Here is a 22008-nt window from a genome sequence, read left to right on the forward strand (position 1 = left end):
ACCATGTCTGAAGCACCCCAGCGCGGCCGTCGCCGCGCAGAATCAGCAAGCCGGCCATCCCTTCGCAGCCTGACCACGTCACGTAACGGCACGTCGCGCAACGGCACATCACGCACGGGAACCCGCGCCGCCACCACACCGCGCGCCTTTTCCGCCGTCGGAACTACCGCAAAATGCATGGCCGCCGTGGCCGTTGTGGGCGCCCTCATGGCTGCCGGTTCAGTAGCCTCGCAAACCATGAACCCCGTGGCCGACGGACAGAACAGCACCAGTCTGGTAGCCGCCGTCGACCATGCAGTGCCCTCTGCCATTTCCGCACCCACAGACGCAGCCATCAGTTTCCCCGGTGTCACCGTCACGTCCAAGACGTCCCCCACGGCCGTCGCGAAAGCGGCAGCAACACCGGCACAGGTCAAGGTTGAAGCCAACGCCGTCAAGCCCGTAACGGCAACCCCCGCGACGAAGGCAGCCCCGGCCGCCCCTGTTGATGATCCCGAAGCAGCCAAGGCCTTCGCATCCAGCCAACTGGCATCCTTCGGCTGGGGAGCAGACCAGATGAGCTGCCTGACGTCCTTGTGGCAGCGCGAATCCGAGTGGCTCACGTCGGCTGAGAACGTCTCCAGCGGCGCCTATGGCATTGCACAGTCGTTGCCGGCCAACAAGATGGAGAGCACCGGCAGCGACTGGGCCACCAACTACCAAACCCAGATCCGCTGGGGCATGGGCTACATCAATGAGCGTTATGGATCCCCCTGTGGCGCCTGGGGTCACTCCGAATCCGTGGGCTGGTACTAAGCCAAGGCTTGAACTCGGCACCGATTGAGCTCGGCACAGCAGGACCCTTGCGGAGCATGAACTAACCGCACCCGGAACTCACGGCTGAAGGAAGGCGGACTCATGGCTGATGACATTATTGCCCGGCACGAGCTGCAGGCCGCACTGGGGCTACTGCCAATTCCCGGCGGCACCGTCCAGTTGCGCGACGCCCGCTCAGGTGTCACGCGTGACGTGGAGTTGCGCCCCTTCACCCTCGCTGCGACCCAGCTCACCTGCGGCACGTGGGATCTGGTGAGGGGTCCGGCGTCGAACGTCTCTGACGCCGCTCTTGCGCCTGTCACGGACGACGACGGACCCTCACCAGGGCTCGATCGGCACCCCATGCATCCCCTCACCTGGTTTGACGCCGTCCGCTGGTGCAACGCCGCCTCGGAACTGGCCGGGCTCACGCCCGCCTACTCCGTCACTGGCCGCGAGGTGGCGTGGGACGTCAGCTCTGACGGCATTCGGCTGCCAACGGAAGCGGAATGGGAGTGGGCCGCGCGGGCCGGTACAACGGGACCTTTGTACGGAGAATTGCCGGATATTGCCTGGACGTTTTTGGATGGTGTGCAGGGACCACAAGCTGTAGCTGGCAAGGATCCCAACAGCTTCGGGCTGTTCGACATGATTGGCAATGTCTGGGAATGGTGCTGGGATTATGCCGACACCGCCCGCTACGGAGATTACAGAAGTTTGCGCGGTGCAGGCTGGGATGATCGGCCTTGGAGTGCCCGGGCGTCGGTCCGCCGAGGCAGCGCCCCGGATGCCGTGCTGGAAGATGTGGGATTCAGGGTGGCCCGCGGCGCTGTTGGCCCACCAGGAGCAATGGCCGCTCAGGGCTGGTCCGATGACGCCGACAGAAATAGGGCTGCCATCACGGGCCCGCGGCCCATCGGCTGGACCCCGCTGCGCCGCTGAGAACAAAAATGCCGCCGTTTCCGCTTTTCGCTAGGGTTTAAACCCTGGCAGAAAGCGGAAACGGCGGCATTTCTTGAAACGAGGGGGCAGCCGGCCAGTGGAGACTAGTCCACCACGCCGTAGAGGCGGTCGCCAGCGTCGCCGAGGCCCGGAACAATGTAGGAGTTCTCGTCCAGACCCTCATCGATGGAGGCCAGAACCACGTGAACGTTGTCGCGGTCGCCGTGGGCGGCTTCGAGCTTGGCGAGGCCTTCCGGTGCTGCGAGCAGGCAGATGCAGGTGATGTCAGCAGCGCCGCGGTCAAACAGGAACTTGAACGCCTCGATCAGGGTACCGCCAGTAGCCAGCATGGGATCCAGCACGTAAACCTGACGGCCGGTCAGGTCTTCGGGAAGACGCTCGGCGTAGGTGATGGCTTCGAGGGTTTCCTCGTTGCGTGCCATGCCCAGGAAGCCAACTTCGGCAGTGGGCAGCAGGCGGGTCATGCCTTCGAGCATGCCGAGGCCAGCGCGCAGAATCGGTACGACCAGAGGAGTCGGCTTGACGAGGCCGGTGCCAATGGCCTTGGTCACGGGAGTCTCGATGTTTACTGGCTCCACGCGCACTTCACGAGTCGCCTCATAGGCCAGCAGCGTCACGAGTTCTTCAGTCAGCTGACGAAAAATCGGTGACGGTGTGTTCTTGTCTCGAAGAACAGTCAACTTGTGGGCAATAAGCGGATGATCCGCAACGAATACGCGCATAAATAAAAGCTACCATTGAGCCGTGTCCAATTCCCCAGAAATCCCAAGAATCGAGACCACTACCACGGCAATACACGCCCAATGGATGGGTATTGCCCTTGCTGAAGCGCAGCGGGCCTTGCTCACGGCGGATGTGCCCATTGGCGCCGTCGTACTTGGACCCGACGGGGAAATCCTAGGTTTGGGGCGCAATGAACGCGAAGCGCATGGAGATCCGACGGCGCATGCCGAAGTAGTTGCAATCCGTGAGGCTGCCGCGAAATTGGGTGAATGGCGGCTGGCTGATTGCACGCTCGTGGTGACTCTGGAGCCCTGCGCCATGTGCGCCGGAGCCATTGTGCTGGCGCGAATTCCGAAGGTGGTCTTTGGGGCCTGGGATGAAAAGGCGGGCGCGGCCGGATCAGTGTTTGATGTGCTGCGCGAACGCCGCCTTAACCATTGGGTGGAAGTTTTTCCGGGTGTGCGCGAGGACGAATGCGCGGCGCTCCTGAAAGATTTCTTCGCCAGCCACCGTCTGTAACCGCCAGCCGAAGCCGCAACGTCAAGGCGTGATTGTCAGCGGCACCGCAGGCATAACACACGAGACGCGCTGAATTTCGGGTGTGCCGAAACGCTCCGGGGAACCCACCCGGTTGTTTCGCCCGGTGTCATCGCACCAGTCCAGACTGTAGGGATAAGCCGAGACCGTTGCCTGCCCGGGGGCGGCAGTTTCGGGGAGCGTCAGATTTGCACTGAACCCGCCGGCGTCGTTCATCGGGGCTTGGAGCTCCACAATCTTCGCTCCGGAGGAGTCCACTACCTCAAGGTGTATTTGGGCATTCTCGCCATACCTCGGGTCACAGTCAGCGTCTTCGGCTTGAACTGTGAGGCTGCCACCGGGGCTGGTCGATTCTTCGCTCAGAGAAAAGGGCGGCGGCATGCACGGCTGTGACCCGCCAATCTGCGCAACCTGCGAGCACGCGACCAAACTTGATCCGGCTAGCACCGTTGCCGCCGCCACTGACCACATCATGCTCACCGTGCGCACTGTCATCCCTGCTTTTCGTAGCCCGCCGCCGCGTTGATGGCGTCGATCCGCTTTTGCCTGCTCGACGGCGAATCCAAGCTGAAGGAGCGGAAGTCGCCAAGGTCCTCGCGAATGAAGGTCTCCACCTCTTTAATGCGCTGCGTCACGGCCGCCGTGGGTGGCCGGAAGGTCCAGTACGCGATGCGTTCGGCGCCGGGATCGTACTGCCACAGGCCAATGATCCGGCCGCGGTCCACGATGGGATGGTCCGGCAGGTCCGCGGTCAGGGCCAGCTTTTCCTTGCCGATGCCCAGACCCTTGTCCTCTTCGGCGACGTGGTCCGCTGAATTGCGGCGCAACAGGAACAAGGAATCGGAGCCGGCGAGCAGCTGAATTTGTTCGTCTTGGGGTAGTGCAAAATTCGCGGCAGCGTCGGCATCCGCAGGAAGCATCCACAGCCCGTCCGGATCCACCACAGTGGATTCCACGGCACCCAAGGCTGCGAGCGCAGCCTTGCTTTGAGCCACGGTGAAGGCCGTAAACCACTGGGTCTGCTTGAGCGTGGCACCACCAGTCCAGCGCAGGTAGTTTTCCATGAGCGTGGTTCTTGCCTGTTCCGGCGATTCGCGCGGCGCTGGCAGGGCCCATGCCGTGTAGGCGTAGCGCTGCACATCGAGCCGGCCGTTGACGGGCACGCGGCGGATGCGACCGTCAGCCTGCAGCAGCCCAAGGACCGTGGGCAGCGTGGTGGAGGCGCCCTTCTTCTTGCCTTCCTCCCCCAAGCTGCGCACTGCATCGCCTAACTGGTCTTTGAGCTGTTTCGGATCCAGCGGGACATCGGCGTTTTCGAGCAGCTGCAGGGTCTTGTCGGCGAGCGCCTGAACCTCGGAACGGTCGACGCCGAGCTTGTCTAAGACTTTCGCCGTCGCCTCTGCTGCCCCCTGGCCAAGGGACAGCGCCCAGGCGAAGTCGTTCTCCCCTAGGACATAGGTGCAGCCGCGCGCCGTCGGAAGTTCATAGATGGCCAAGGCAGCCAAGTCCGCGTCAGCCTGCTCGCGGCGGATGCCTGCGCGGGCGAAGAGCGTCAGGTAGGGATTAGCACCGCCAATAGAGCGCGCCCACCCGGCAGTGCTGAGAACTTCCGCGGCTGTGGCGCCCGTGAGGGAACCGTCCAGGCCTTGTTTGTGCCAGTTCCAGGCACGCTGCGTTGCACTGTCCATACGGTCATCATGCCCTATTAATGATCGGCTGAAGAGGCCCATTTTTGCACTTGGGCTTTGACCCGGTAAGGTTGACGCGTTGGTGACGTGTCCGAGCGGCCGAAGGTGCAACACTCGAAATGTTGTTCAGGTGAGAGCCTGACGTGGGTTCAAATCCCACCGTCACCGCCAAGTTGCAAGCCCCCTGCTTCCCTTTGTTTATAAGGGAGGTGGGGGTTTTGCTTTGCCCTGAATTGGGCTCGCAGTAACGCAGCAGTAACGAAGTTCCCGTGACACGCCTGCCTCCTCCGCTTGGAACGTGCGCCACACCACCGCTTGCGCTCCCCCGCTTCCTTATGAATTTGCCGGACGACAACTCCGCATTTACGTTAAAAGACATGAGATTTACGTCACAATCCATGAGTGTAAGGTGATTCACTTCCGCCGGTTTCCTCTGGCTTAGTGGAACTTTGCCACAAAGCCCCGTCTCTGCCCGCTCCCTGGCCGGTGGCTGGACCTGAAAAGACGAGTCCAGGGCCGCCGAAGTTACCCTAAGTTGAGGCTGGCGGGTCCGCACGATCCGGAATGCGGAGGCTGCCCTTCTTTTGCACAAGACCGGGTTCAGGCAGGAAGAGACACCCTTGGAACGCACAGCGCTAGAGCATTCGACGGAGCTACACCGGGACATTATGGTGTGGATTTTGAGCGGGTCACGAACTCTTTACCCTGAGGAGAGCAGATGGTGTGCTTTGGCTGAGACTGGTTTGGTTGGAATGCCGCAAGTTCCGTGGGGGCGACCATCCGTGGCTTGATCAGAACTGCTAGCAACTGGCTACTTACCTTGGAGGAACGCCTTTCCGGCCACGAGATAGCCATGAATCTGACTCGCTGTAATTGTGATTGACCCCTCGCCTCTCCTTTGCACAATGCTGAAGAACGCACCCTCAACTTTCCCTTCGGCCACGACGCCGTGCACGAGGTACGGCTGCATCTCGGGAGGCTGAGCCGGAACGAATATGTAGATGATCCCCTTGCCGGGACTTGTCTCCACACTGTCCACTGTGAGACCCGTGACAGCTGGTACAACCCTCGCGTCAAGGATGTTTAGGTACGTCGCTGGATCGAAACCTTCGAGCTTGATTTCTTTGATGCACTTAATGACTGTGTCTTGTCCGGACTTGCCTTCTTCATAGCCCAACACAAGAACGGCATCCTGGTTGCCATTAGCAAACCGCGCCACGTCTTGAGCAAGTTCGATCTTCTGCTGATCACCGGGCTGGCCTGACACGCCCACATTGTATTTTTGTGATTTGACGTCAAGGAAGGCGCTCTCTTTGTGGCCCAGAAGCAGCTTTGTATGCCCTCCACGCAGCAAGTCAACAATCGTTCCGGCGGTCAGCGATCCGCCTTTCTGCGCTTCAAGGTAGGCAGCAAGGGCTCGTCCTGCGTCAATAAGTTTGGTCGCCCGAGCATCGGTATCTGTGATTAGACTGACTTCAACGTTATGCACCATATTGCGGATAATCTCTGCATTTTCGGCTGCCTCTCTGGCTTCAACTTCCGGATCGAGTCCAAGTCCTGAATAGTCGAATCCAAGACCATCGAATGTAGTCCCGTCTGAGGTCAGATATCGAACTCCGGCAACCCTGCAGCCATAGCGTTCCATGACGCCTCCGAGCGACTCGGCATACTCGGCCTCTGACAGCTCTGGCTGCGATGGGTGAAGTTGCGTAACGATTGCAGAGACCTGAGAATCATCCACCTCAAGATGAACGTCGTCAAGGTTCAAGAGATCGTGGTTTATCGGACCATCGCTCTTTTCAACGTAGATGCGCTCAGGAGAGCCCTGACAGCACCGGTTGAACTTCAGAGCATCGCTGAGGCTTGAAAGTGTGACATGGCTGAGGTCACCGTAGGGACTGACGAGAGGCCCATGGTCGATTCGCTCGATCGAGCCTTCACGGCCAATGAAGAGTTCATGCAAGTAGGTTTCGTTCGGGTCGGCATCCTCCGGAGCGACAGCGAGCGTGCCTGAATCACCCTCGAGCGTCAGGTAGACGACTCCATCCTTTCGTGCTGACGTAGATGCGGGAGCGTTCATAGTGGCCTCTTTTTGTATGGTGGTTCGAGCGGGTGTGGGTGGTGCGGCTTCGGTGATCGCGGGTAAATCCCCAACGTGAACCAACGCCGACTTGGAAGGTTCGGCGCAACTTGGGCCCTTCGGCCCGGCCTGGATCTGGAAAACACTCTTGGAGCGGTGACAAACTCCAGGGTCGCGAAGCCTAGTACAAGCCCCGGGTGCGTCAGCGCTATATCTAAGTGCCACTGGATGAAGCGTGGCGTACGGTGCTTGGAGCGCCCAACCTCACTAGGTTGGTGCGAGACACAGACGGCGCTATGACCTCCACCTACTCCAGGATCTCCAACGCAGGCAGCCCAGCCACGATCTTATTGGTCTCCACTGAGATTGTGACGATTCTCTTGATCAGGTCAATGATGTACCGCGGATTGCCGACCTCGCGGCAGTAGTCGTTCGGGTCGTTGACGATCTGGGAATCTTTGTGAGTCGTCACCTGGTAGCGGTCAATGATCCATTCAATGGCTGACTTGCCGTTGACCTGGTAGTCCAACACCTCGGCCGGGATATCCTCCAACGTGATGTCGGAATTGAAAACGATCCGAGAACGATCCTTGCGTGCACCCCAGGAGAGTTTCTGCACACGGTAATAGTCGTACTGCGCCTCGGCGTCGGCTGGCGGCTCAGTCTTGCGCACTTCAGTTAGGTCAGCTGGCGCCTGAGTCTCATAGTTCAGGTGCAGGTCAGCCAGGGCCCGGCCGGCAGTGCTGAACCCCCAGAAGTCTTTGACCTTCGGGATGCGCGGCAGCATCTTCATCAGGTCAGCTTTGTAGGTCTCCTTGTAGGTCGGAGAGTGCAGCAGGCCGTACACGTAGTAGAAGATGTCCTCCTTGGTGGCGGCCGCGTCCTCGTAGAAGCCGCGGTAGGCCGACAGAGTCGCATCGGTGATGTTCTCGCGACGGCGGTAGCCGTCCACAATGATCTCACCCTCATCAGGGATCGCGAGCTCATCCTCGGGAATTGGCACGTAGGTGTAAAGAGGAAATCCCTGGCCAGTGTGTTGCATATGCAGATCGAAGATATTCTCAGTCATCAGTCCGCTGAATGGTTTCTGCGCACCCGCACCCGTTGTTGCAATGACTAGGTTGCGGAAAGCAGGAGTGGGGAACAGTTTCGATAATTGATAGGTGCAATTATTGAATTGGTTACTGGCGTCAAAGTACAGCTCCTGCTTCGTGAAAGGACGGTACATTGCAGATACAAGTTTCCTTGAATCGTAGGTTCCTCGCTTGCCCCTCCGTGCGTCTGTCTTGTTGATCCGGTCCCACGTGAATTTTGTGGAGTCAAAGGTCACAAATTCTTCGACGCGGGTTGCAGGGTTAAGAATGAGCGCAGCCTGCAATTCTTGAACTTGCTGGTCATAGAACTCGATGGATCGTTCCATATTGAGACCAACAACTTCCCGCTTGAAGTTATAGCACCAGGCGTCGCGGTTGGTTTTAAGTCCTGATGAGTAGTTTTCAAACATGCCTAGCGTTGCTGGCTTGCCCTTGGTGGATTTGTCTCCGATGGGCTGGAATGTGGAGTAGTTCTCGTCACGGTGATTTATCCAGTCGCCGGCACTATTGGGTTCGACAGGCTCCCAGTCTGTGCCCGCTAAGGAACGCTCAACCTCGAGAGTGTCGAGCTTTTGCTCCCGGGTGAGGTAATCCCCAATGTCTCGGTACTGGATGTTAGTCGGCCCGGAGTGCGAGGAGTCCTTAATGAGGATGGTAATGGCAATAGGTGTCCTGGCGCCATCACCAAAGACATTGCCGGCCTCTCTTCTTCGCTGCTCCCCCGAAGTTCGAGCGTTCCCCCGAAGGTTATAAATGAAGACACGGCTGAACTCTGAGGCGAATGTCTTGCGGATTCCCTCTGCCGAGGGCAAGTCAATAAAGCTGCCATTCGAGACGAAAGCGATCACACCGTTTTCCTTGACACGATTGGAGGCCCAGCGGATGCCTCGGACGTAGGAATCGTAAAGACTATTCTTCAGTGTGGCTGTCGACAGTTTGGCGTAGGTATCTGCAATAGAGGCATCCAGCACTGGATACTTCAGATTTTGGTTGTCGTCGTTCGCACTTGTCTGCCCAGATGAGTACGGAGGGTTCATGACGACGACTCGGATGTCTTGATTCTTCTGCCGGACCACGCGAGCGTGGTTCTCCGGGAAGATTCCCGTAGCCTCTAGCTGGCCGTCAGTCTCATTCAGCTGGAAGGTATCGGTCAGCGCTATGCCTTCGAACGGCACATACCCCTCCTCAGCACCGGCAGCCGTTGCAACTTCTGAATAGACAGTCTCGATGTTGATCGCTGCGATGTAGTAGCTCAGCAGAACGATCTCGTTGGCGAACATCTCCTGGGTGTACTTGCGGTGCAAGTCCTCCGGCTTAATGAGCCCGATCTGCAGTAGCCGTGTCAGGAACGTGCCAGTCCCGACAAACGGTTCCAAAATGGAAACCCCTTCATCGGAGAGCGACTTCCCGAATTCCAGGCGCAAGGCTGCATCTGCAGACCTCAGGATGTAGTCCACTACTGGCACCGGGGTGAACACGATTCCGAGTCGCTCTGCGACACGAGGGAAGGCTTTGCGGAAGAAGTTGTCGTAGAGCTCTACGATGATGGCCTGCTTAGCTGCAGCGTTGTCGATCTTGGAGACGCGTGCCCGGACCGACTCATAGAACTTCTCGAGGCCCTTGCTTTCCTTCTCGAACACGGCGTTGGACCCTAGCTGGTCCAGGATGGTCTGCATGGCACGCGAGACAGGGTTGTGCTCGGTGAAGTTGGAGTCCGCGAACATAGCGTCAAACACCGGTTTCGTCACCAAGTGCTGGGCCAGCATTTCAACTGCCTCGGCGTCGTCGATCTCAGGATTCAGGTTCTCACGGAGCCCGCTGACGAACCCGTCGAAAGCGGTCCGATGCGACGAATCGGTATCCGCCAGAAGATCGTTGATCAAGCCGATATGTTTCTTGGCGATGGAGGCTATGTCTTTGGACCAGTCCTCCCAGTACATGCGGTTGCCGACCTTGTCTACGATCTTTGCGTAGACGGAGTCCTTCCATTCTTCAACCGGGAAGGTCAGGGTTTCCTGCTTGCCGGGCCCCACCGGACCGGGGCCCGGTTCCACATCGGGAGTAGGGTTCGGGTCAATGACAGGACCAGGCTTCTTCGGCGACAGATCAATCTTGTCCACGATGATGGATTCTGGCGCCTTATTGTTCAGTTCAATCTGGTTGATGGACGAGTCCATTCGCTCATCGTGCGCGCGCAATGCCTGGAGTACCTGCCAGACGACCTTGTAACGGGCGTTGTCCTTCAACGCCTCCGAGGTAGACATGCCTTCGGGGATGGCGATCGGCAAGATGATGTACCCGAATTTCTTGACCTCGCCCGTCTCGGGATCGGTGTGGTTGCGCATGACACGGCCGACGGCTTGGATCACATCGACCATAGAGTTGCGCGGGTTCATGAAGAGCACCGCATCTAGGGAAGGGACGTCAACACCCTCGGTCAGGCAGCGGGCGTTGGTGAGGATGCGGCAGGTCGGTTGTTCCTTCTTCGGCCAACGGCCCTGGGCATCCTTGGGTGCGGTCCGGTCGTCAACGAGTGCGACGTCTGGTTCGGCCTTCAGCCAGTCGAGACGCTCCCCGCGTCGCACGGCATTAAATCCACCGTCAATATGCTTGACCTCGACCCGCAGATCATCGGTGGGGTCGTCATTGGTGAGGTCTGTGAGGTGAACGCGCGCCAGCTCTGAGAACTCGGTTTCTATGACCTGGGAGGCCTTGATGGAGCGGTTGAAGGCAACAGCTCGGCGCATGGGCTGCCAGTCTTGGCCGAAGCCGTCTTGGAACTCACCCGCCCTGCGCTTAGCCAAACCGTTCCATACACCCACAAGTTTGGCGATGTCGTCAATGTTCAGCTCGCTGTTACTGTCCGCCAACTGGTCCTGGAATGAGGTCCGGACTTGCGTCTCATCAACCCCAAGGACCAACACCTTGTAATCTGTGAGGAGCTTCTGTTCGACGGCCTCACCGAAGCCGATCCGGTAAAAAACGGGTCCATAGATGGACTGGTCATCCATGGAACACAGGACGGCGTCCTTTTCCTTGGCGGCGTCCTTAGTGTTGTCGTTGAAGATGCGTGGTGTGGCGGTCATGTATACGCGCTTGTTGCCGGAGATCCATTGGTTGTCGTGAATCTTCACGAAGTGCGATTCGCCGTCGCCGGCTAGGGTTGCGCCGGTGGTGCGGTGGGCCTCATCGCAGATGATCAGATCGAAGTCGGGCAGGCCGGCCTGTTGTGCAGCACGGACGGCGTCGATCGACTGGTAGGTCGAGAACACCACGGTCATGCCCTCATCAAGGGTCCGCGAGTTCATTGCCTCAATGAGGCGCGCGCCGTCGGTCGTGGCAGGGATCTGCAGGTCGTGCAACGCCACGTCTGTCAGATCGGTGTCCTTGACGCGGCCAACCTTGTTATCCGAGCACACCGCGTAGGCGTGCATGGTCTGCTCGGTCTCGTCTGACCATTCCTTCAATGATTGTGACATCAGCGCTAGGGAGGGGACCATGAACAGGATCCTGGCATGGCCCAAATCTTCGGCGACCCGCTCAGCCAGCTTCAACGATGTGAAGGTCTTTCCGGTACCGCAGGCCATGATCAGCTTGCCACGGTCATTGTCCTCAAAGCCCTTCAACGCCGCCTGGACAGCCTTGTGCTGATGCGGGCGCAGTACCTTCTTATCGAAGAGTTTGGGTGTAGTGGGTGCAGTCAGGTCATAGGTTGCCCAGTCAATGTTGGAATGCCGGAAGTCAGTCAGCCCGATCCGCTGGACCGGCACATGCCGGTCCTCGAGCATCTCCAGTGCATTCTTCGACCAGTCCCCCTCAGTGGTATCTACGACGACAGCGTTCGTGAACGGGTGCTTTGACGACGCGGAAAGGAACGAGTCAATATCGTTCTTCTGGATCTTGTAACCCGATGCGTAGAACTTCACCTGGATTGCCGTGAGACCGCCATCGGTACGCGCGGCAACTAGGTCGATGCCGTTGTCCTTGTTAGTGAAGTTTTCCGGGCGGTTCGGCCAGTCCTTCCACAACCACACATCTGTGTACTGCGGGGCGTGGACACCGTCGTTTTCCAGATACTGCTCGACTAGCTGCTCGAGGTAGCTGCCCTTCATCCTCTCGGAATCTGAGAGATCGCGGTAGGTGCCAAGTAGCTCATCAAACGTAGTGGTCACAATTTCCCCAAGGTGGTGCGGACATGAAGGAGGAAGCCCCAAGGGACTTCCTCTGATTCTATGTGTGATTCACATAGGGCCAGCCTTATGAGCTCACCGAGGACGGCTTCGGGAGAATCACTCTCAGGTACCCACGAGACTAGGCCAGCCGCTCCAGCCCTCTACCCGGGTGCTTTCCAGCTTGGCAAGCGGCCTGTTCTGGTGCAGCCCAATCCGGCCAAATCTGGCCGAACGCATCTACTTTCGCGGGGAGGAGTACCCCAGTTTGGTGAGTATGGCGTTTTCGGCTGGCCACTCGTAGAGCGCCGCTTCTGTTGGTTTGCCTCTACTGAGGGGTCGCCGATCCTTCGCGGCGAAGAAATCATTCAGCTCGTCTAGGCGCATCCGCGTGCTCGCCTAAAAGAAAACTCGTGCACGTAATGTCAGGGAGCTGGAACCTGCGCATACTTTCCGCTGGCATTTAGCGCCGCGTAAAGCGTCTGCCGCGAAACCCCAAGATCCCGGGCTATCTTGGCTTTGGGCACGTCCTTAGCAATCCGCTCGCGTGCCAGCTGGATCTGCTCCGGAGTGAGCTTCGGAACTCGGTCGTAGATTCCGCTCCTCCTGGCAATGGCAATTCCCTCGGCCTGTCGCTCACGGATGGTCTGGCGCTCCAACTGGGCGATGGCGGCGAGGACCGTCAACATGAACTGGCCCTGTGGCGTATCAGTGTTCAGAGCCGGATTGTCGATGAACTCTAGGGCGACGCCCTTGGTCTTGAGCCGCTCGGCGAGAGCAAGTAGGTCAGTCGTAGAACGCGCCAGGCGGTCTGGCGACTTCACGCGAACCTTGTCACCGTCACGGACGTAAGCGAGCATCTCCTGGAGCTGGGCCCGGTCTTCTGTATTCTTACCACTAACCTTTTCCGAGAACAGCCTGTCTACTGCGCCAAGTGCTTCGAGCTGCCGCGCCTCGTTCTGATCGGCAGCGCTTACCCGCACGTATCCAACCACTTGCCCTTTGTGTCCAACCATCTCTAAGACCCTCCTACGCTTATGTCCAATCTTAACAGTAATGGACCCTGATTGACATAGTTTGTGAGGCCATTCAGACTGTTCGCTCAGGTACACCCTGTTGGACACTGACTTGTCCAGCTTGGGGGTAACGGGCGGCATAACCTTGCCAGCTACTTTTCTCTTTCCCCGTTGTTTTTAGTTGCTGGCGAAGCTTGCGTAGCTGTGGCCTACGGTGGGGCTAGACAGGGTGGAGCGGACACGTAAATTCCGAAGGACAGCAACCAAAAAAGCGAAGCGTCTTCAAAGACAGAAGCGGGCGGGCACGGCGGAACTTGCTGAGCCGGAACCGGAGACTCGCAGCATCCGGACGCGAACCAGGGTCAAGACCTGGCTGAGCTAGTTGTGTGACTAGATCTGGTCATTTTCCTTGCGAGTCCCGATCTTAGGGCATGATGCACGTATGAAAAGGAACGTGATGCCTCGGCGTCGAGCCTGGCAATCGCTCGCGTGGTCGGTTGCTGCGGTCGTGTTCATCGTTGCCGCCGCCGCCGCTATACGGTGGATTCCAGAATTTCTGGTCGGCTGGGCCCTGCAAAGCAACCCAAACCCAGTCGCTGGCCTGTCGCTTACAGTTGCCGAGTATGTCACGGCTGTCACGAACGCCCGGCAGGGTGTGCTGTTTGCTGTCGGTGGCATTATCGCTGTTTTCACTCTTCTCATCACACTGGCGAAACACAACCTGGACCGAGAGAAACAGATTCTGGATCAGGATGCGAACTGGACGAATCGATATACCGAGGCCATCAAACAACTCGGCGACGACTCCACATCGGTCCGGTTGGGAGGGATCTACGCCTTGGAGCGCATCGCCCAAGACTCACTCCGGGATCGACAAACAATCCTGGACGTTCTCTGCGCCAACCTGCTCGACATATCCCCAGTCGTAGAGAGTTCCGGACCAGAGACTGTTTCAGTGGATACGACTGCCGTGGCGGCCGTTGTCGGCCGCATCACTAAACTCTCACCCCCAAGACAAACCGTCGTCCTTCGCGGGACGAACCTCACTCGCGTACCCCTAGACAGTGCTGACCTCGCCCACGCTGACCTCGCTTACGCAAACCTCACCCGCGCGTACCTCACCTATGCGAACCTCAACGGCGCGTCCCTCAACGGCACGGATCTCACCGGCGCGTACCTGGCCAAAGCGTTACTCAACGGCTCGAAATTCAATGACGCAAACCTGACCGGCGCGTTACTCAACGGCGCGAACCTCACCCGCGCGAACCTCACCCGCGCGAACCTGACCGGCACGAACCTGACCGGCACGAACCTTACTGACGCGTACCTCACCCACGCAAACGTGACCGGCGCGAACCTGACTGACGCGGACCTCACCCGCGCGGACCTCACCGGCGCAAATCTCACCGGGACGAACCTCACCGGCGCGGACCTCACTGGCGCAAATCTCACCGGCGCGGACCTCACCGGCGCAAATCTCACCGGGACGTACCTCACCGGCGCGGACCTCACCGGTGCAAATCTCACCGGAGCCATAATGTGGGGACAAACCAACTCAGGCAAAAACTACGAGGTCAAAATCACGCGCGAGTACTTGAAATATCGGCATGCAAAGGGCATCGACAAGATTAAAGGACTGCCTGTCGAAGGAAACACTGCTCTAACCTAGCGAGAGAGGACCGTTTTAGCGCCTCCCTCCCTGCCTAAGATCCAGGTCACTACTCGATTGGGCAGGAAATTCATTAAACCCTTTTACTCAATCCTCTAGGCCGAGGTCGCGTCGTACTTCGTCGGCCGGTATCGTCCTGCGGCGGCCGGCTCGAATGTCTGCGGCTTTCAGGGCAATGAAATCAGATTGAGCATCACTGGTGTAACAATTCTGCCTAACGACTGGCGGCAAGATCATTCCGGCAAGACTTTTCACCGTTGCTGAGGTTTCACGTTTGAGCTCCTTGTCCAACGCCACCTTCAGCCGTGCAGCCATGATCTCCCTGCGCAGGGTCCTGATCATCTGACTTTTATTGGACGGGTCGTATCTTCGGATGGTTGCCATGCTCTTCCTCCACGTTGGTTCCATTGTGGCTCGCTACGGGGCTCCTGTCCACGCCGTGATGACTTCGCACCATAGGCATCGGAAATGCAATCACTAGACTGAAGTTACGCAGGCCCTTTCCCCGTTTTCCTTCTGGAATCCGGGGAAAGAGCCATTTTTGTACCAATATTTGTAGCCACTAAATTCTTGGGAAAACCCTTCACTTTCTTCAGAACATGGCGTATTCTATGGGCATGACGAAGACAGCACCGGCGATGCATGTAGCCGTGAGCAGGGCCCGCCGGGTAAACAAAGCCGGGGTCGAGGTCGAGTACCGTTCGGTACTGCTGCGCACCTCCTTCCGGGAAGACGGGAAGGTCAAGCACGAGACCCTAGCGAACCTCTCAGCGTTGCCAGACACTGCCGTGGAGACGTTGAGGGCCTCCTTGGCGGGTAAGACCATGGTCGAGGCCGGCACCGCCTTGAAGATTATGCGGTCCCTGCCCCACGGTCATGTCGACGCCGTCTATGCGATGGCCCGCGGGCTTGGGTTTGAGGCGATGCTCGGCCCGGCCTGCCGGGAACGCGACATCGTCATGGCGTTGTTGGCGGCACGGATTTGCGCCCCGTCCTCGAAGCTGGCCACCCTGTCCTTCTTCGCCGACACGACCCTAGGCCAGGATCTGGGGCCGGTAAGCACCGATGATTTGTACCGGGCCATGGACTGGCTCGGAAACCGCCAAACCACGATCGAGAAAGCGTTGGCGAGGGCGTACCTGCGCCCCGAGGTCAACCCGGACAAACTAGCACTGTTCGACCTCTCATCGTCCTGGGTGACGGGCACCCACAACCCTTTGGCCGCGTTCGGGTACTCGAGGGATAAAAAGCGGGGTGTGGAACAGATCGAATACGGCATGCTGGCCAACCGGGCAGGGGTCCCAATTGCTGTGCGGGTCTTCCCCGGCAACACGGCGGATCCGACCGCGTTCATCGCGATTGCCGCCGAAATCCAAGACCTCGCAGGAGTCCAGGACATGGTCATGGTCGGGGACCGCGGCATGATCACCTCCGCCCGCATCGAAGCTTTGAAAGACACCACGCTGGGGTGGGTCAGCGCCCTGCGCAACACCGCGATTCAGGAACTCGCTGCAGACCAAGGACCGTTGCAGATGAGCCTGTTCGATCAGCAGAACCTCGCCGAGATCAGCCACCCGGACTACCCTGGGGAACGCCTGATCGCCTGCTACAACCCTCCACTGGCCAGGATGCGCAAGCACAAGCGTGCAGAGCTGCTCGATGCCACCGAAGAGCGGTTGAAAACCATCCAAAAAGCCGTGACTGCAGGCCGGCTCAAGGACGCTGGCAAGACCGGGCTGCGGGTCGGGAAAACGCTGGGGAAAAACAACATGGCCAAACACTTCACCCTGACCATCACGAACACCTCCTTCACCTGGGTCCGGGACCCGGACAGCATCGCCACCGAAGCCGAGTTGGACGGGATCTACGTCATCCGCACCAACGTCACCGAGGACTCCATGGATGCTGCCGAGGCGGTAAGGGTTTACAAGTCATTGGCGAACGTGGAGAAGATCTTCAAGTCCCTGAAATCCAGGGACCTGCACATCCGCCCGATCTACCACCACACCGAGGAACGAACCCGGTCCCACGTGTTTTTGTGCATGCTCGCCGGACACCTGACCTGGCACCTCCGGGACGCCCTGAAACCCCTGACGTTTACCGATGAGGACCGGCCCATACCCGAAGAACCCGTCGCCGCCGTGAACCGCTCCACCGCCGCCGCGCGTAAGGCCAGCACCCAACAACTCGCTGACGGCATGCCCGCGTACACCTACCAAGGCCTGCTGCGCCACCTCGCCACACGGACCCGCAACACCATGAGCATGGCAGGCACCACCGGCACCTTCGAACTCCTCGCCACACCAACCCCAACCCAATACCAAGCCCTAGACCTCATCCGAGACCACACCAAAAACAACAGAAAGTAGCCAGACACCCCCAACGCAAAGACAGGAAGATCCCCGGAAACCCGGGATCTTCCTGTCATAACCTGCGTAACTTCAGCTTAGGGTGTGAAACAGCGTGAGCACATGGACCATGTTTGGCTGCAATACCAACGTTTTATGCATTTTTCCGCGTAACCGCAATGTACGCGATATGGGTTCAAATCCCACCGTCACCGCCAAGTTGCAAGGCCCCTGCTTCCCTTTGTTTATAAGGGAGGTGGGGGTTTTTGCTTTGCCCATCCAAGGGCAGTGGCTTGGAGCCCCACACAGTAAATTGGTAAGCTGGGGTATCCGACCTCGTCGGCAAGCTTTTTTCGTTGCGCACCACATCTGCGGGGCACCAATGCAACGATGATCCCCGGCCCGGGTTCATGGGGCCGTCGAACAAAGGAAACCATTGAGCACCGAAGCTAAAAACAAGTCTGCGTCACACACGCAAAACGAAGATCACGGCAGCCGATCCGGCACCGTCATCGGCGTTTACACAATTGGTGGCGGAATCATTCTTTTCGCGCTGCTGATCTGGTTCGGTCTCTAAGAACTACAGCAGATTTACAAAGACGCCCATCGGTATGCCGATGGGCGTCTTTTGGTTACTGTGGTTGCAGCAACCCTTGAACTACTTGTCGCAGGCGATGCCATCTTTGTCGCGATCCAACCCGGCCCGGTAGCCAGGCTGGTTTTGGTAGATGGGTGCCACACCGGCAGCCTTGGCTTCGGCGCAGTTGGCATAGTACGGAGCTGGCACCTCAACAAGGGGCTGAATCGCCGGGGCCTGTTCCTGTTCCGCCTGCTGGGCTGCCTTCTGGGCTGCCTGTTCGGCAGCCACACGCGCAGTTTCAGCCGCCGCGGCCTTCGCTGCGGCAGCCTCTTGTGCTGCTGCTTTCTCAGTAGCCGCCTTCTCGGCAGCAACCTTTTGCGCGGCAGCTTTGTCGTTGGCGGCTTTCTGCGCTGCGGCTTTTTCATCGGCAACGCGCTTCACCTCAACGCGTTTCTCCTCAGCCCGCTGCGCTACGAGCTTCTGCGAATCGCCCTCCCCCATCCAGACCAGCACGTCCGCATCATCGAGTGTGCACACAAAGGTTTCCGAGCCCTCCACGACAGATTCGCCGTCGTCAAGGCATTTTTCAAGCAATACGTACTGCGGAGTTGGGCTGGGTGACGGAGTTGCCGAGGTTGTCACCGCAGCATTCACCTCGGCAAAAGGAGCAATGGCCGTGGGAGCTGGCTCAGTGGCCGGCAGCATCATCCCGCCTGCAATCAACGCCACCAGTCCTACCCCAACTGCGGCTCCGGCACTTTTTCGGCGAGGGAGACCCAGCCAGGATGGGCGGCCGGTAATGAGTGAATAGAGTGCAGAAATAACAAGGAACAGCGCAAAGAGCACCAGCCAGCCACTGAATCCAGCTGACGGCAACGCAATAATCAAAACCAGGAGCCAGAGCGCCACCGTAATCCAAAAGGACTTTGATGGCCGCCAACGACTCTTATTGCTCATTACAGAAAAATTGCCACTCATAATGCCCTCAACGGATCTCTAGTATTTCCAATAACAAAAATTCATCTGGACAGATGTGAGGCCAGCTTAGGACAAAAGTACACAGAGAACACACAGGGTCCATACAGTGAACCTCGGGGCCGATACCAGAGAATAAAGACATGACACTCCCGTCCTCGCCCCCGGCATACACCCCAGCAAGCACGCCGGTAAACACGGCGGCATCAGTGGTAGCACCGGCGCAGCCACGCGCACGGGGTTCAGCCCAGGCTTCAGCAGCACCCGCCGCTCTGCCCAAGCTCACCCGCGCCGACGGCGAACCCATCCGCGCCCTGGTAGTGGATGACGAGCCCGAGCTGGCAGATCTGATGCGCCGCGGCTTGGAAATCACCGGCTGGGAGGTAGCCACGGCTCACGACGGCTTTGAGGCGTTAAAGATCGCCCGCGAATTTGTCCCAGACGTCTTGGTGCTGGACATCATGATGCCCGGGATGGACGGCGTGGAACTGCTCCAACGGATCCGCACCATTTACCCCGAGGTCCCCGCACTGTTTCTGACAGCCAAGGACGCCGTCGCAGACAAGGTCAGCGGCCTGCAATCCGGTGGCGACGATTACGTCAGCAAACCGTTCAGCATGAAGGAAGTCCTGCTGCGGCTCCACAGGATTGTCCAGCGCTCCGGCATCACTGCGCCCAGCTTCGGCTTCCTCACCGTAGGAGATCTGACCCTCAACAAGGACACCAAGGCCGTGCAGCGCGACGGCGCCGACATCAGCCTGACAGCTACCGAATTTGAACTGCTCAAGTTCCTCATGGAAAACCCGCGTCATGTGGTGAGCAAAGCCCGCATTCTGGAACGCGTCTGGAACTACGATTTCGGCGGTCAGAGCAACATTGTGGAGCTCTATATCTCCTACCTGCGCAAGAAAGTCGACGCCAATAGGGAACCGATGCTGCACACTGTTCGCGGCTCCGGCTACGTGATCAAGCCATGTCAATAGGCAGCACAACGCGCAAGCTCATCCACCCCACCAGCTGGCACCTGAGCACCCGTCTGGTAGCCGTCATGTTGGCCCTGCTCACGGTCATTTGCGTCCTGGTGGGCATGGTGAGTTACTCGGCTCTGAGCATGACCGTCAGGAGTCAGCTCGATTCCTCCCTGCAGCAAGCCTCCGTGCGCACCGTCTCCTTTTACACCAGCCAAACCAGTTCCGGCCGGCCGGACCCACTCAATGCCCGTGCCACCAGCGCAGGCCAGCTAAGCGCGGTCTTGAGCAACGGCGTCGTACATTATGCGGCCATCCTCTCCGGCACGGGTGCACGCCAGCAGCTCACCACGGCCGACGCCGACATCCTCGCCAGCCTCTCATCTGACGGCGGACTGAGCACCAAGAATCTCTCCATCGGCGAGTACCGGCTGCAGGCGCAAGCAGTGCCCAACGGCGACAGCCTCATCACCGGACTGCCCCTCGCCGCCACCGAACAAACGCTGTCTACGCTAGTGCTCTCGATTGTGCTGGTTTCGTTGGCCGGACTTATGGCACTGGGCTGGGCCGGCACAGCCATCATCCGCCGCAGCATGCGCCCGCTCGCGCAACTCTCGGACACCGCCACCAAAGTTTCAACGCTCAGGCTCGACGCCGGAGAGGTCGCCTTAAGCGCCCGGGTCCCCGACGCCGCGGCCCACCCAGGCACCGAGGTGGGCAATGTTGGCCACGCGTTCAACGCCATGCTGGATAACGTTTCTCATGCACTCCAAGTCAGGCAGCACAGCGAGACCAAGCTGCGCCGCTTTGTGGCCGATGCCAGCCACGAGCTGCGCACACCCCTGACCGCAATCCGCGGCTATGCCGAACTGCTGGCCATGACCGAGCAGCTGACTCCGGACGGCCAAACGTCACTGGACCGTGTGCAGGATCAATCGGTGCGGATGAGCCGGCTCGTGGAGGACCTGCTGACGTTGGCCCGACTCGACGAGACCGGGCTGGCCGGCGCCACCGGTACCGGAGCGCCCGGAAAACTGATGGGCGCCCCCACCGTAGTGAACATCAGCCCACTGGTTATGGAAGCCGTCCGCGATATTCAGGTGGCCACCCCCGATCACACCTGGAGCTTTGCCGTACCCGATGAACCCGTTGAGGTTTTGGGCGAGGACACGGCCCTGCGCCAGGTATTGCTGAACTTACTGGCGAACGCCGCCAAGCACACCCCGGCCGGAACGGCTGTCCACGCAGCGTTGTCCAACACCCCTGATGACTGGTGCCTGTTGGAGGTCAGTGACAACGGACCCGGCATCGACTCTGCGTTTCAGAGCGTGGTCTTTGACCGGTTCTCGCGCGCAGATCAGGCCCGAACCGGCACCTCCGGCAGTACCGGGCTAGGTCTGAGTATTGTGCAGGGCATTGTGCGCGCACACCATGGAACAGTAGCTGTCACCAGCGTGCCTGGCAACACCACCTTCACCGTGCGCCTGCCCGGGAAAGCAGGAGCAGCAGGGCGCTTCGCGCCGGCAACAGCGTCGGCCACAGCTCCGAGCAGGGCGCCGGGTGCTGCAACGGCACCCGCCTCCGCCGCAACCCCCGGATCTCCCGAGGTGCAACAGGGAACTTTTCCTCGCTAAGCTATATCCACTAGCCGATTCGAAGGGAGCCCCCGTGCCACACGCTCCCTTTAGGCTGCTCCGAACTACTCTTGTGGGCGCCACCATCCTTGGTCTGGCGGCCGCAGCGCACTTGGTTGCCGGCGGTACGCTGCCCGCACCGGCCATCATGGTCGCCTTGCTGGCCCTACACATCTTGTGCACCACTGTGGCCACTAAGTTCAAACTGACCCTACCCGTCATGATGGCATTGCTGGCCAGCAGCCAAATGGTCCTGCACCAGGGCTTTGAAACCCTCTCGCACGGTGCCCACACACTGCTTGTCCCCGGCGCGCAAGCACTGAACCATCACGGGATGTCAGCCGAGGCGCACGATTCTGCCGTCTTGGCTGCCGCATTTGCACCAGGTCTTACAACACCCGGCATGGCGCCGGCAGACATGGAAATACTGAGCCATTCCGGGCCTCTCGCTGGCTGGATGTGGGCCGCCCACCTCGCGGCAGCTCTCGCCACAGCGGGCCTGCTGGCTTACGGCGAAAACGCCCTCTGGTCCCTGGCGAACTGGCTCCGCCCGATCTACCAATCTGCCACCGTGGTCCTGGTGGTTGCGGTGCAATCGGTGCCTTCTACCGTGGTGCCTCGCCGGTTGCCACGACCTCCATGGCGCAATTTACGCCCTGATACGCGCCGCGGACCGCCCCTTTCGGCAGCAGTTTTCGCCTAGCACCCTTCGAACTCATCGCAGGGTGCCATCCCTGTATTCTTTTGCGCATCTGCGCGTTCGAAAGGT

The 22008-nt window shown here is 59.3% G+C and carries 17 protein-coding genes and 1 tRNA gene; 10 read left to right on the forward strand and 8 right to left on the reverse strand.

Annotated elements, in window-relative coordinates; translation table 11 throughout:
• The first annotated feature begins 3 nt into the window (after positions 1-3).
• Both AS189_RS00500 and AS189_RS00505 read left to right on the forward strand, forming a co-directional pair.
• Positions 4-795: a hypothetical protein gene (locus AS189_RS00500; protein WP_062285491.1), complete on the forward strand. Its 792-nt coding sequence runs from the start codon at positions 4-6 to the stop codon at positions 793-795.
• 102 nt (positions 796-897) lie between these two features.
• Positions 898-1737: a formylglycine-generating enzyme family protein gene (locus AS189_RS00505; RefSeq protein ID WP_062285493.1), complete on the forward strand. Its 840-nt coding sequence runs from the start codon at positions 898-900 to the stop codon at positions 1735-1737.
• A gap of 104 nt (positions 1738-1841) precedes the next feature.
• Here AS189_RS00505 and upp read toward each other — a convergent pair whose 3' ends face one another.
• Entirely contained in the window at positions 1842-2480 is a 639-nt protein-coding gene (gene upp / locus AS189_RS00510) for a uracil phosphoribosyltransferase (RefSeq protein ID WP_062285495.1), read from the reverse strand.
• A gap of 22 nt (positions 2481-2502) precedes the next feature.
• Between upp and tadA the strand changes: the two genes are divergently transcribed.
• Complete coding sequence (tadA, locus tag AS189_RS00515) at positions 2503-3000, forward strand: tRNA adenosine(34) deaminase TadA (RefSeq protein ID WP_424580952.1); 498 nt, start codon at positions 2503-2505, stop codon at positions 2998-3000.
• A 21-nt stretch (positions 3001-3021) separates the two neighbouring features.
• Here the strand turns inward: tadA and AS189_RS00520 are convergent, their stop codons facing one another.
• Positions 3022-3513 carry a hypothetical protein gene (locus tag AS189_RS00520; RefSeq protein ID WP_237759936.1) on the reverse strand — a complete coding sequence of 164 codons (492 nt, stop codon included), beginning with the start codon at positions 3511-3513 and terminating at the stop codon, positions 3022-3024.
• On the reverse strand, positions 3510-4706 hold the full coding sequence (locus tag AS189_RS00525) for a DNA glycosylase AlkZ-like family protein (RefSeq protein WP_237759937.1): 1197 nt from the start codon (positions 4704-4706) through the stop codon (positions 3510-3512). Before AS189_RS00525 ends, AS189_RS00520 begins: the two co-directional genes overlap by 4 nt.
• An 81-nt stretch (positions 4707-4787) precedes the next feature.
• On the opposite strand from AS189_RS00525, the gene AS189_RS00530 reads away from it, so the two are divergent.
• Positions 4788-4877, forward strand: a tRNA-Ser gene (locus AS189_RS00530).
• 640 nt (positions 4878-5517) lie between these two features.
• Here the strand turns inward: AS189_RS00530 and AS189_RS00535 are convergent.
• From AS189_RS00535 to AS189_RS00545, 3 genes are all read right to left on the reverse strand, one after another.
• Entirely contained in the window at positions 5518-6786 is a 1269-nt protein-coding gene (locus AS189_RS00535) for a hypothetical protein (protein ID WP_062285501.1), read from the reverse strand.
• Between the two features lie 307 nt (positions 6787-7093).
• Positions 7094-12052, reverse strand: a complete 4959-nt coding sequence (locus AS189_RS00540) for a DEAD/DEAH box helicase (protein ID WP_237759938.1) — start codon at positions 12050-12052, stop codon at positions 7094-7096.
• A 422-nt stretch (positions 12053-12474) separates the two neighbouring features.
• Positions 12475-13065, reverse strand: a complete 591-nt coding sequence (locus AS189_RS00545; RefSeq protein WP_062285503.1) for a recombinase family protein — start codon at positions 13063-13065, stop codon at positions 12475-12477.
• A gap of 442 nt (positions 13066-13507) precedes the next feature.
• Between AS189_RS00545 and AS189_RS00550 the strand changes: the two genes are divergently transcribed.
• A complete protein-coding gene (locus AS189_RS00550) occupies positions 13508-14734 on the forward strand; it encodes a pentapeptide repeat-containing protein (RefSeq protein WP_082633913.1) in 1227 nt (408 codons plus the stop codon).
• Positions 14735-14821: 87 nt separating this feature from the next.
• Here the strand turns inward: AS189_RS00550 and AS189_RS00555 are convergent, their stop codons facing one another.
• Entirely contained in the window at positions 14822-15118 is a 297-nt protein-coding gene (locus AS189_RS00555; RefSeq protein ID WP_062285508.1) for a hypothetical protein, read from the reverse strand.
• 233 nt (positions 15119-15351) lie between these two features.
• On the opposite strand from AS189_RS00555, the gene AS189_RS00560 reads away from it, so the two are divergent.
• Together AS189_RS00560 and AS189_RS20170 are read left to right on the forward strand one after the other, a co-directional pair.
• Complete coding sequence (locus AS189_RS00560) at positions 15352-17103, forward strand: IS1634 family transposase (RefSeq protein ID WP_062292670.1); 1752 nt, start codon at positions 15352-15354, stop codon at positions 17101-17103.
• A 415-nt stretch (positions 17104-17518) separates the two neighbouring features.
• Positions 17519-17659 (forward strand): hypothetical protein, encoded by a 141-nt coding sequence (locus AS189_RS20170; RefSeq protein WP_160320787.1) that lies wholly within the window; start codon positions 17519-17521, stop codon positions 17657-17659.
• Between the two features lie 81 nt (positions 17660-17740).
• Here the strand turns inward: AS189_RS20170 and AS189_RS00565 are convergent, their stop codons facing one another.
• Positions 17741-18619, reverse strand: a complete 879-nt coding sequence (locus AS189_RS00565; protein ID WP_237759939.1) for an excalibur calcium-binding domain-containing protein — start codon at positions 18617-18619, stop codon at positions 17741-17743.
• A 161-nt stretch (positions 18620-18780) separates the two neighbouring features.
• Between AS189_RS00565 and AS189_RS00570 the strand changes: the two genes are divergently transcribed.
• The 3 genes from AS189_RS00570 to AS189_RS00580 are packed head-to-tail and all read left to right on the forward strand — an operon-like array spanning position 18781 to position 21942.
• Positions 18781-19620 (forward strand): response regulator transcription factor, encoded by an 840-nt coding sequence (locus AS189_RS00570; RefSeq protein ID WP_082633917.1) that lies wholly within the window; start codon positions 18781-18783, stop codon positions 19618-19620.
• Entirely contained in the window at positions 19611-21239 is a 1629-nt protein-coding gene (locus AS189_RS00575) for a sensor histidine kinase (RefSeq protein ID WP_082633919.1), read from the forward strand. Before AS189_RS00570 ends, AS189_RS00575 begins: the two co-directional genes overlap by 10 nt.
• A gap of 34 nt (positions 21240-21273) precedes the next feature.
• Complete coding sequence (locus tag AS189_RS00580) at positions 21274-21942, forward strand: hypothetical protein (protein ID WP_129587107.1); 669 nt, start codon at positions 21274-21276, stop codon at positions 21940-21942.
• Positions 21943-22008: the final 66 nt, after the last annotated feature.

It is taken from the genome of Arthrobacter alpinus, assembly GCF_001445575.1.
Taxonomy (GTDB): Bacteria; Actinomycetota; Actinomycetes; order Actinomycetales; family Micrococcaceae; genus Specibacter; species Specibacter alpinus_C.

What these genes read in the sequence shown, in the direction of transcription:
- AS189_RS00500 (WP_062285491.1), top strand. Translation starts at nt 4, where the DNA reads ATGTCTGAAGCACCCCAGCGCGGCCGTCGCCGCGCAGAATCAGCAAGC.
- AS189_RS00505 (WP_062285493.1), top strand. Translation starts at nt 898, where the DNA reads ATGGCTGATGACATTATTGCCCGGCACGAGCTGCAGGCCGCACTGGGG.
- upp (WP_062285495.1), bottom strand. Translation starts at nt 2,480, where the DNA reads ATGCGCGTATTCGTTGCGGATCATCCGCTTATTGCCCACAAGTTGACT.
- AS189_RS00520 (WP_237759936.1), bottom strand. Translation starts at nt 3,513, where the DNA reads ATGACAGTGCGCACGGTGAGCATGATGTGGTCAGTGGCGGCGGCAACG.
- AS189_RS00525 (WP_237759937.1), bottom strand. Translation starts at nt 4,706, where the DNA reads ATGGACAGTGCAACGCAGCGTGCCTGGAACTGGCACAAACAAGGCCTG.
- AS189_RS00535 (WP_062285501.1), bottom strand. Translation starts at nt 6,786, where the DNA reads ATGAACGCTCCCGCATCTACGTCAGCACGAAAGGATGGAGTCGTCTAC.
- AS189_RS00545 (WP_062285503.1), bottom strand. Translation starts at nt 13,065, where the DNA reads ATGGTTGGACACAAAGGGCAAGTGGTTGGATACGTGCGGGTAAGCGCT.
- AS189_RS00550 (WP_082633913.1), top strand. Translation starts at nt 13,508, where the DNA reads ATGAAAAGGAACGTGATGCCTCGGCGTCGAGCCTGGCAATCGCTCGCG.
- AS189_RS00555 (WP_062285508.1), bottom strand. Translation starts at nt 15,118, where the DNA reads ATGGCAACCATCCGAAGATACGACCCGTCCAATAAAAGTCAGATGATC.
- AS189_RS00560 (WP_062292670.1), top strand. Translation starts at nt 15,352, where the DNA reads ATGACGAAGACAGCACCGGCGATGCATGTAGCCGTGAGCAGGGCCCGC.
- AS189_RS00565 (WP_237759939.1), bottom strand. Translation starts at nt 18,619, where the DNA reads ATGAGCAATAAGAGTCGTTGGCGGCCATCAAAGTCCTTTTGGATTACG.
- AS189_RS00570 (WP_082633917.1), top strand. Translation starts at nt 18,781, where the DNA reads ATGACACTCCCGTCCTCGCCCCCGGCATACACCCCAGCAAGCACGCCG.
- AS189_RS00575 (WP_082633919.1), top strand. Translation starts at nt 19,611, where the DNA reads ATGTCAATAGGCAGCACAACGCGCAAGCTCATCCACCCCACCAGCTGG.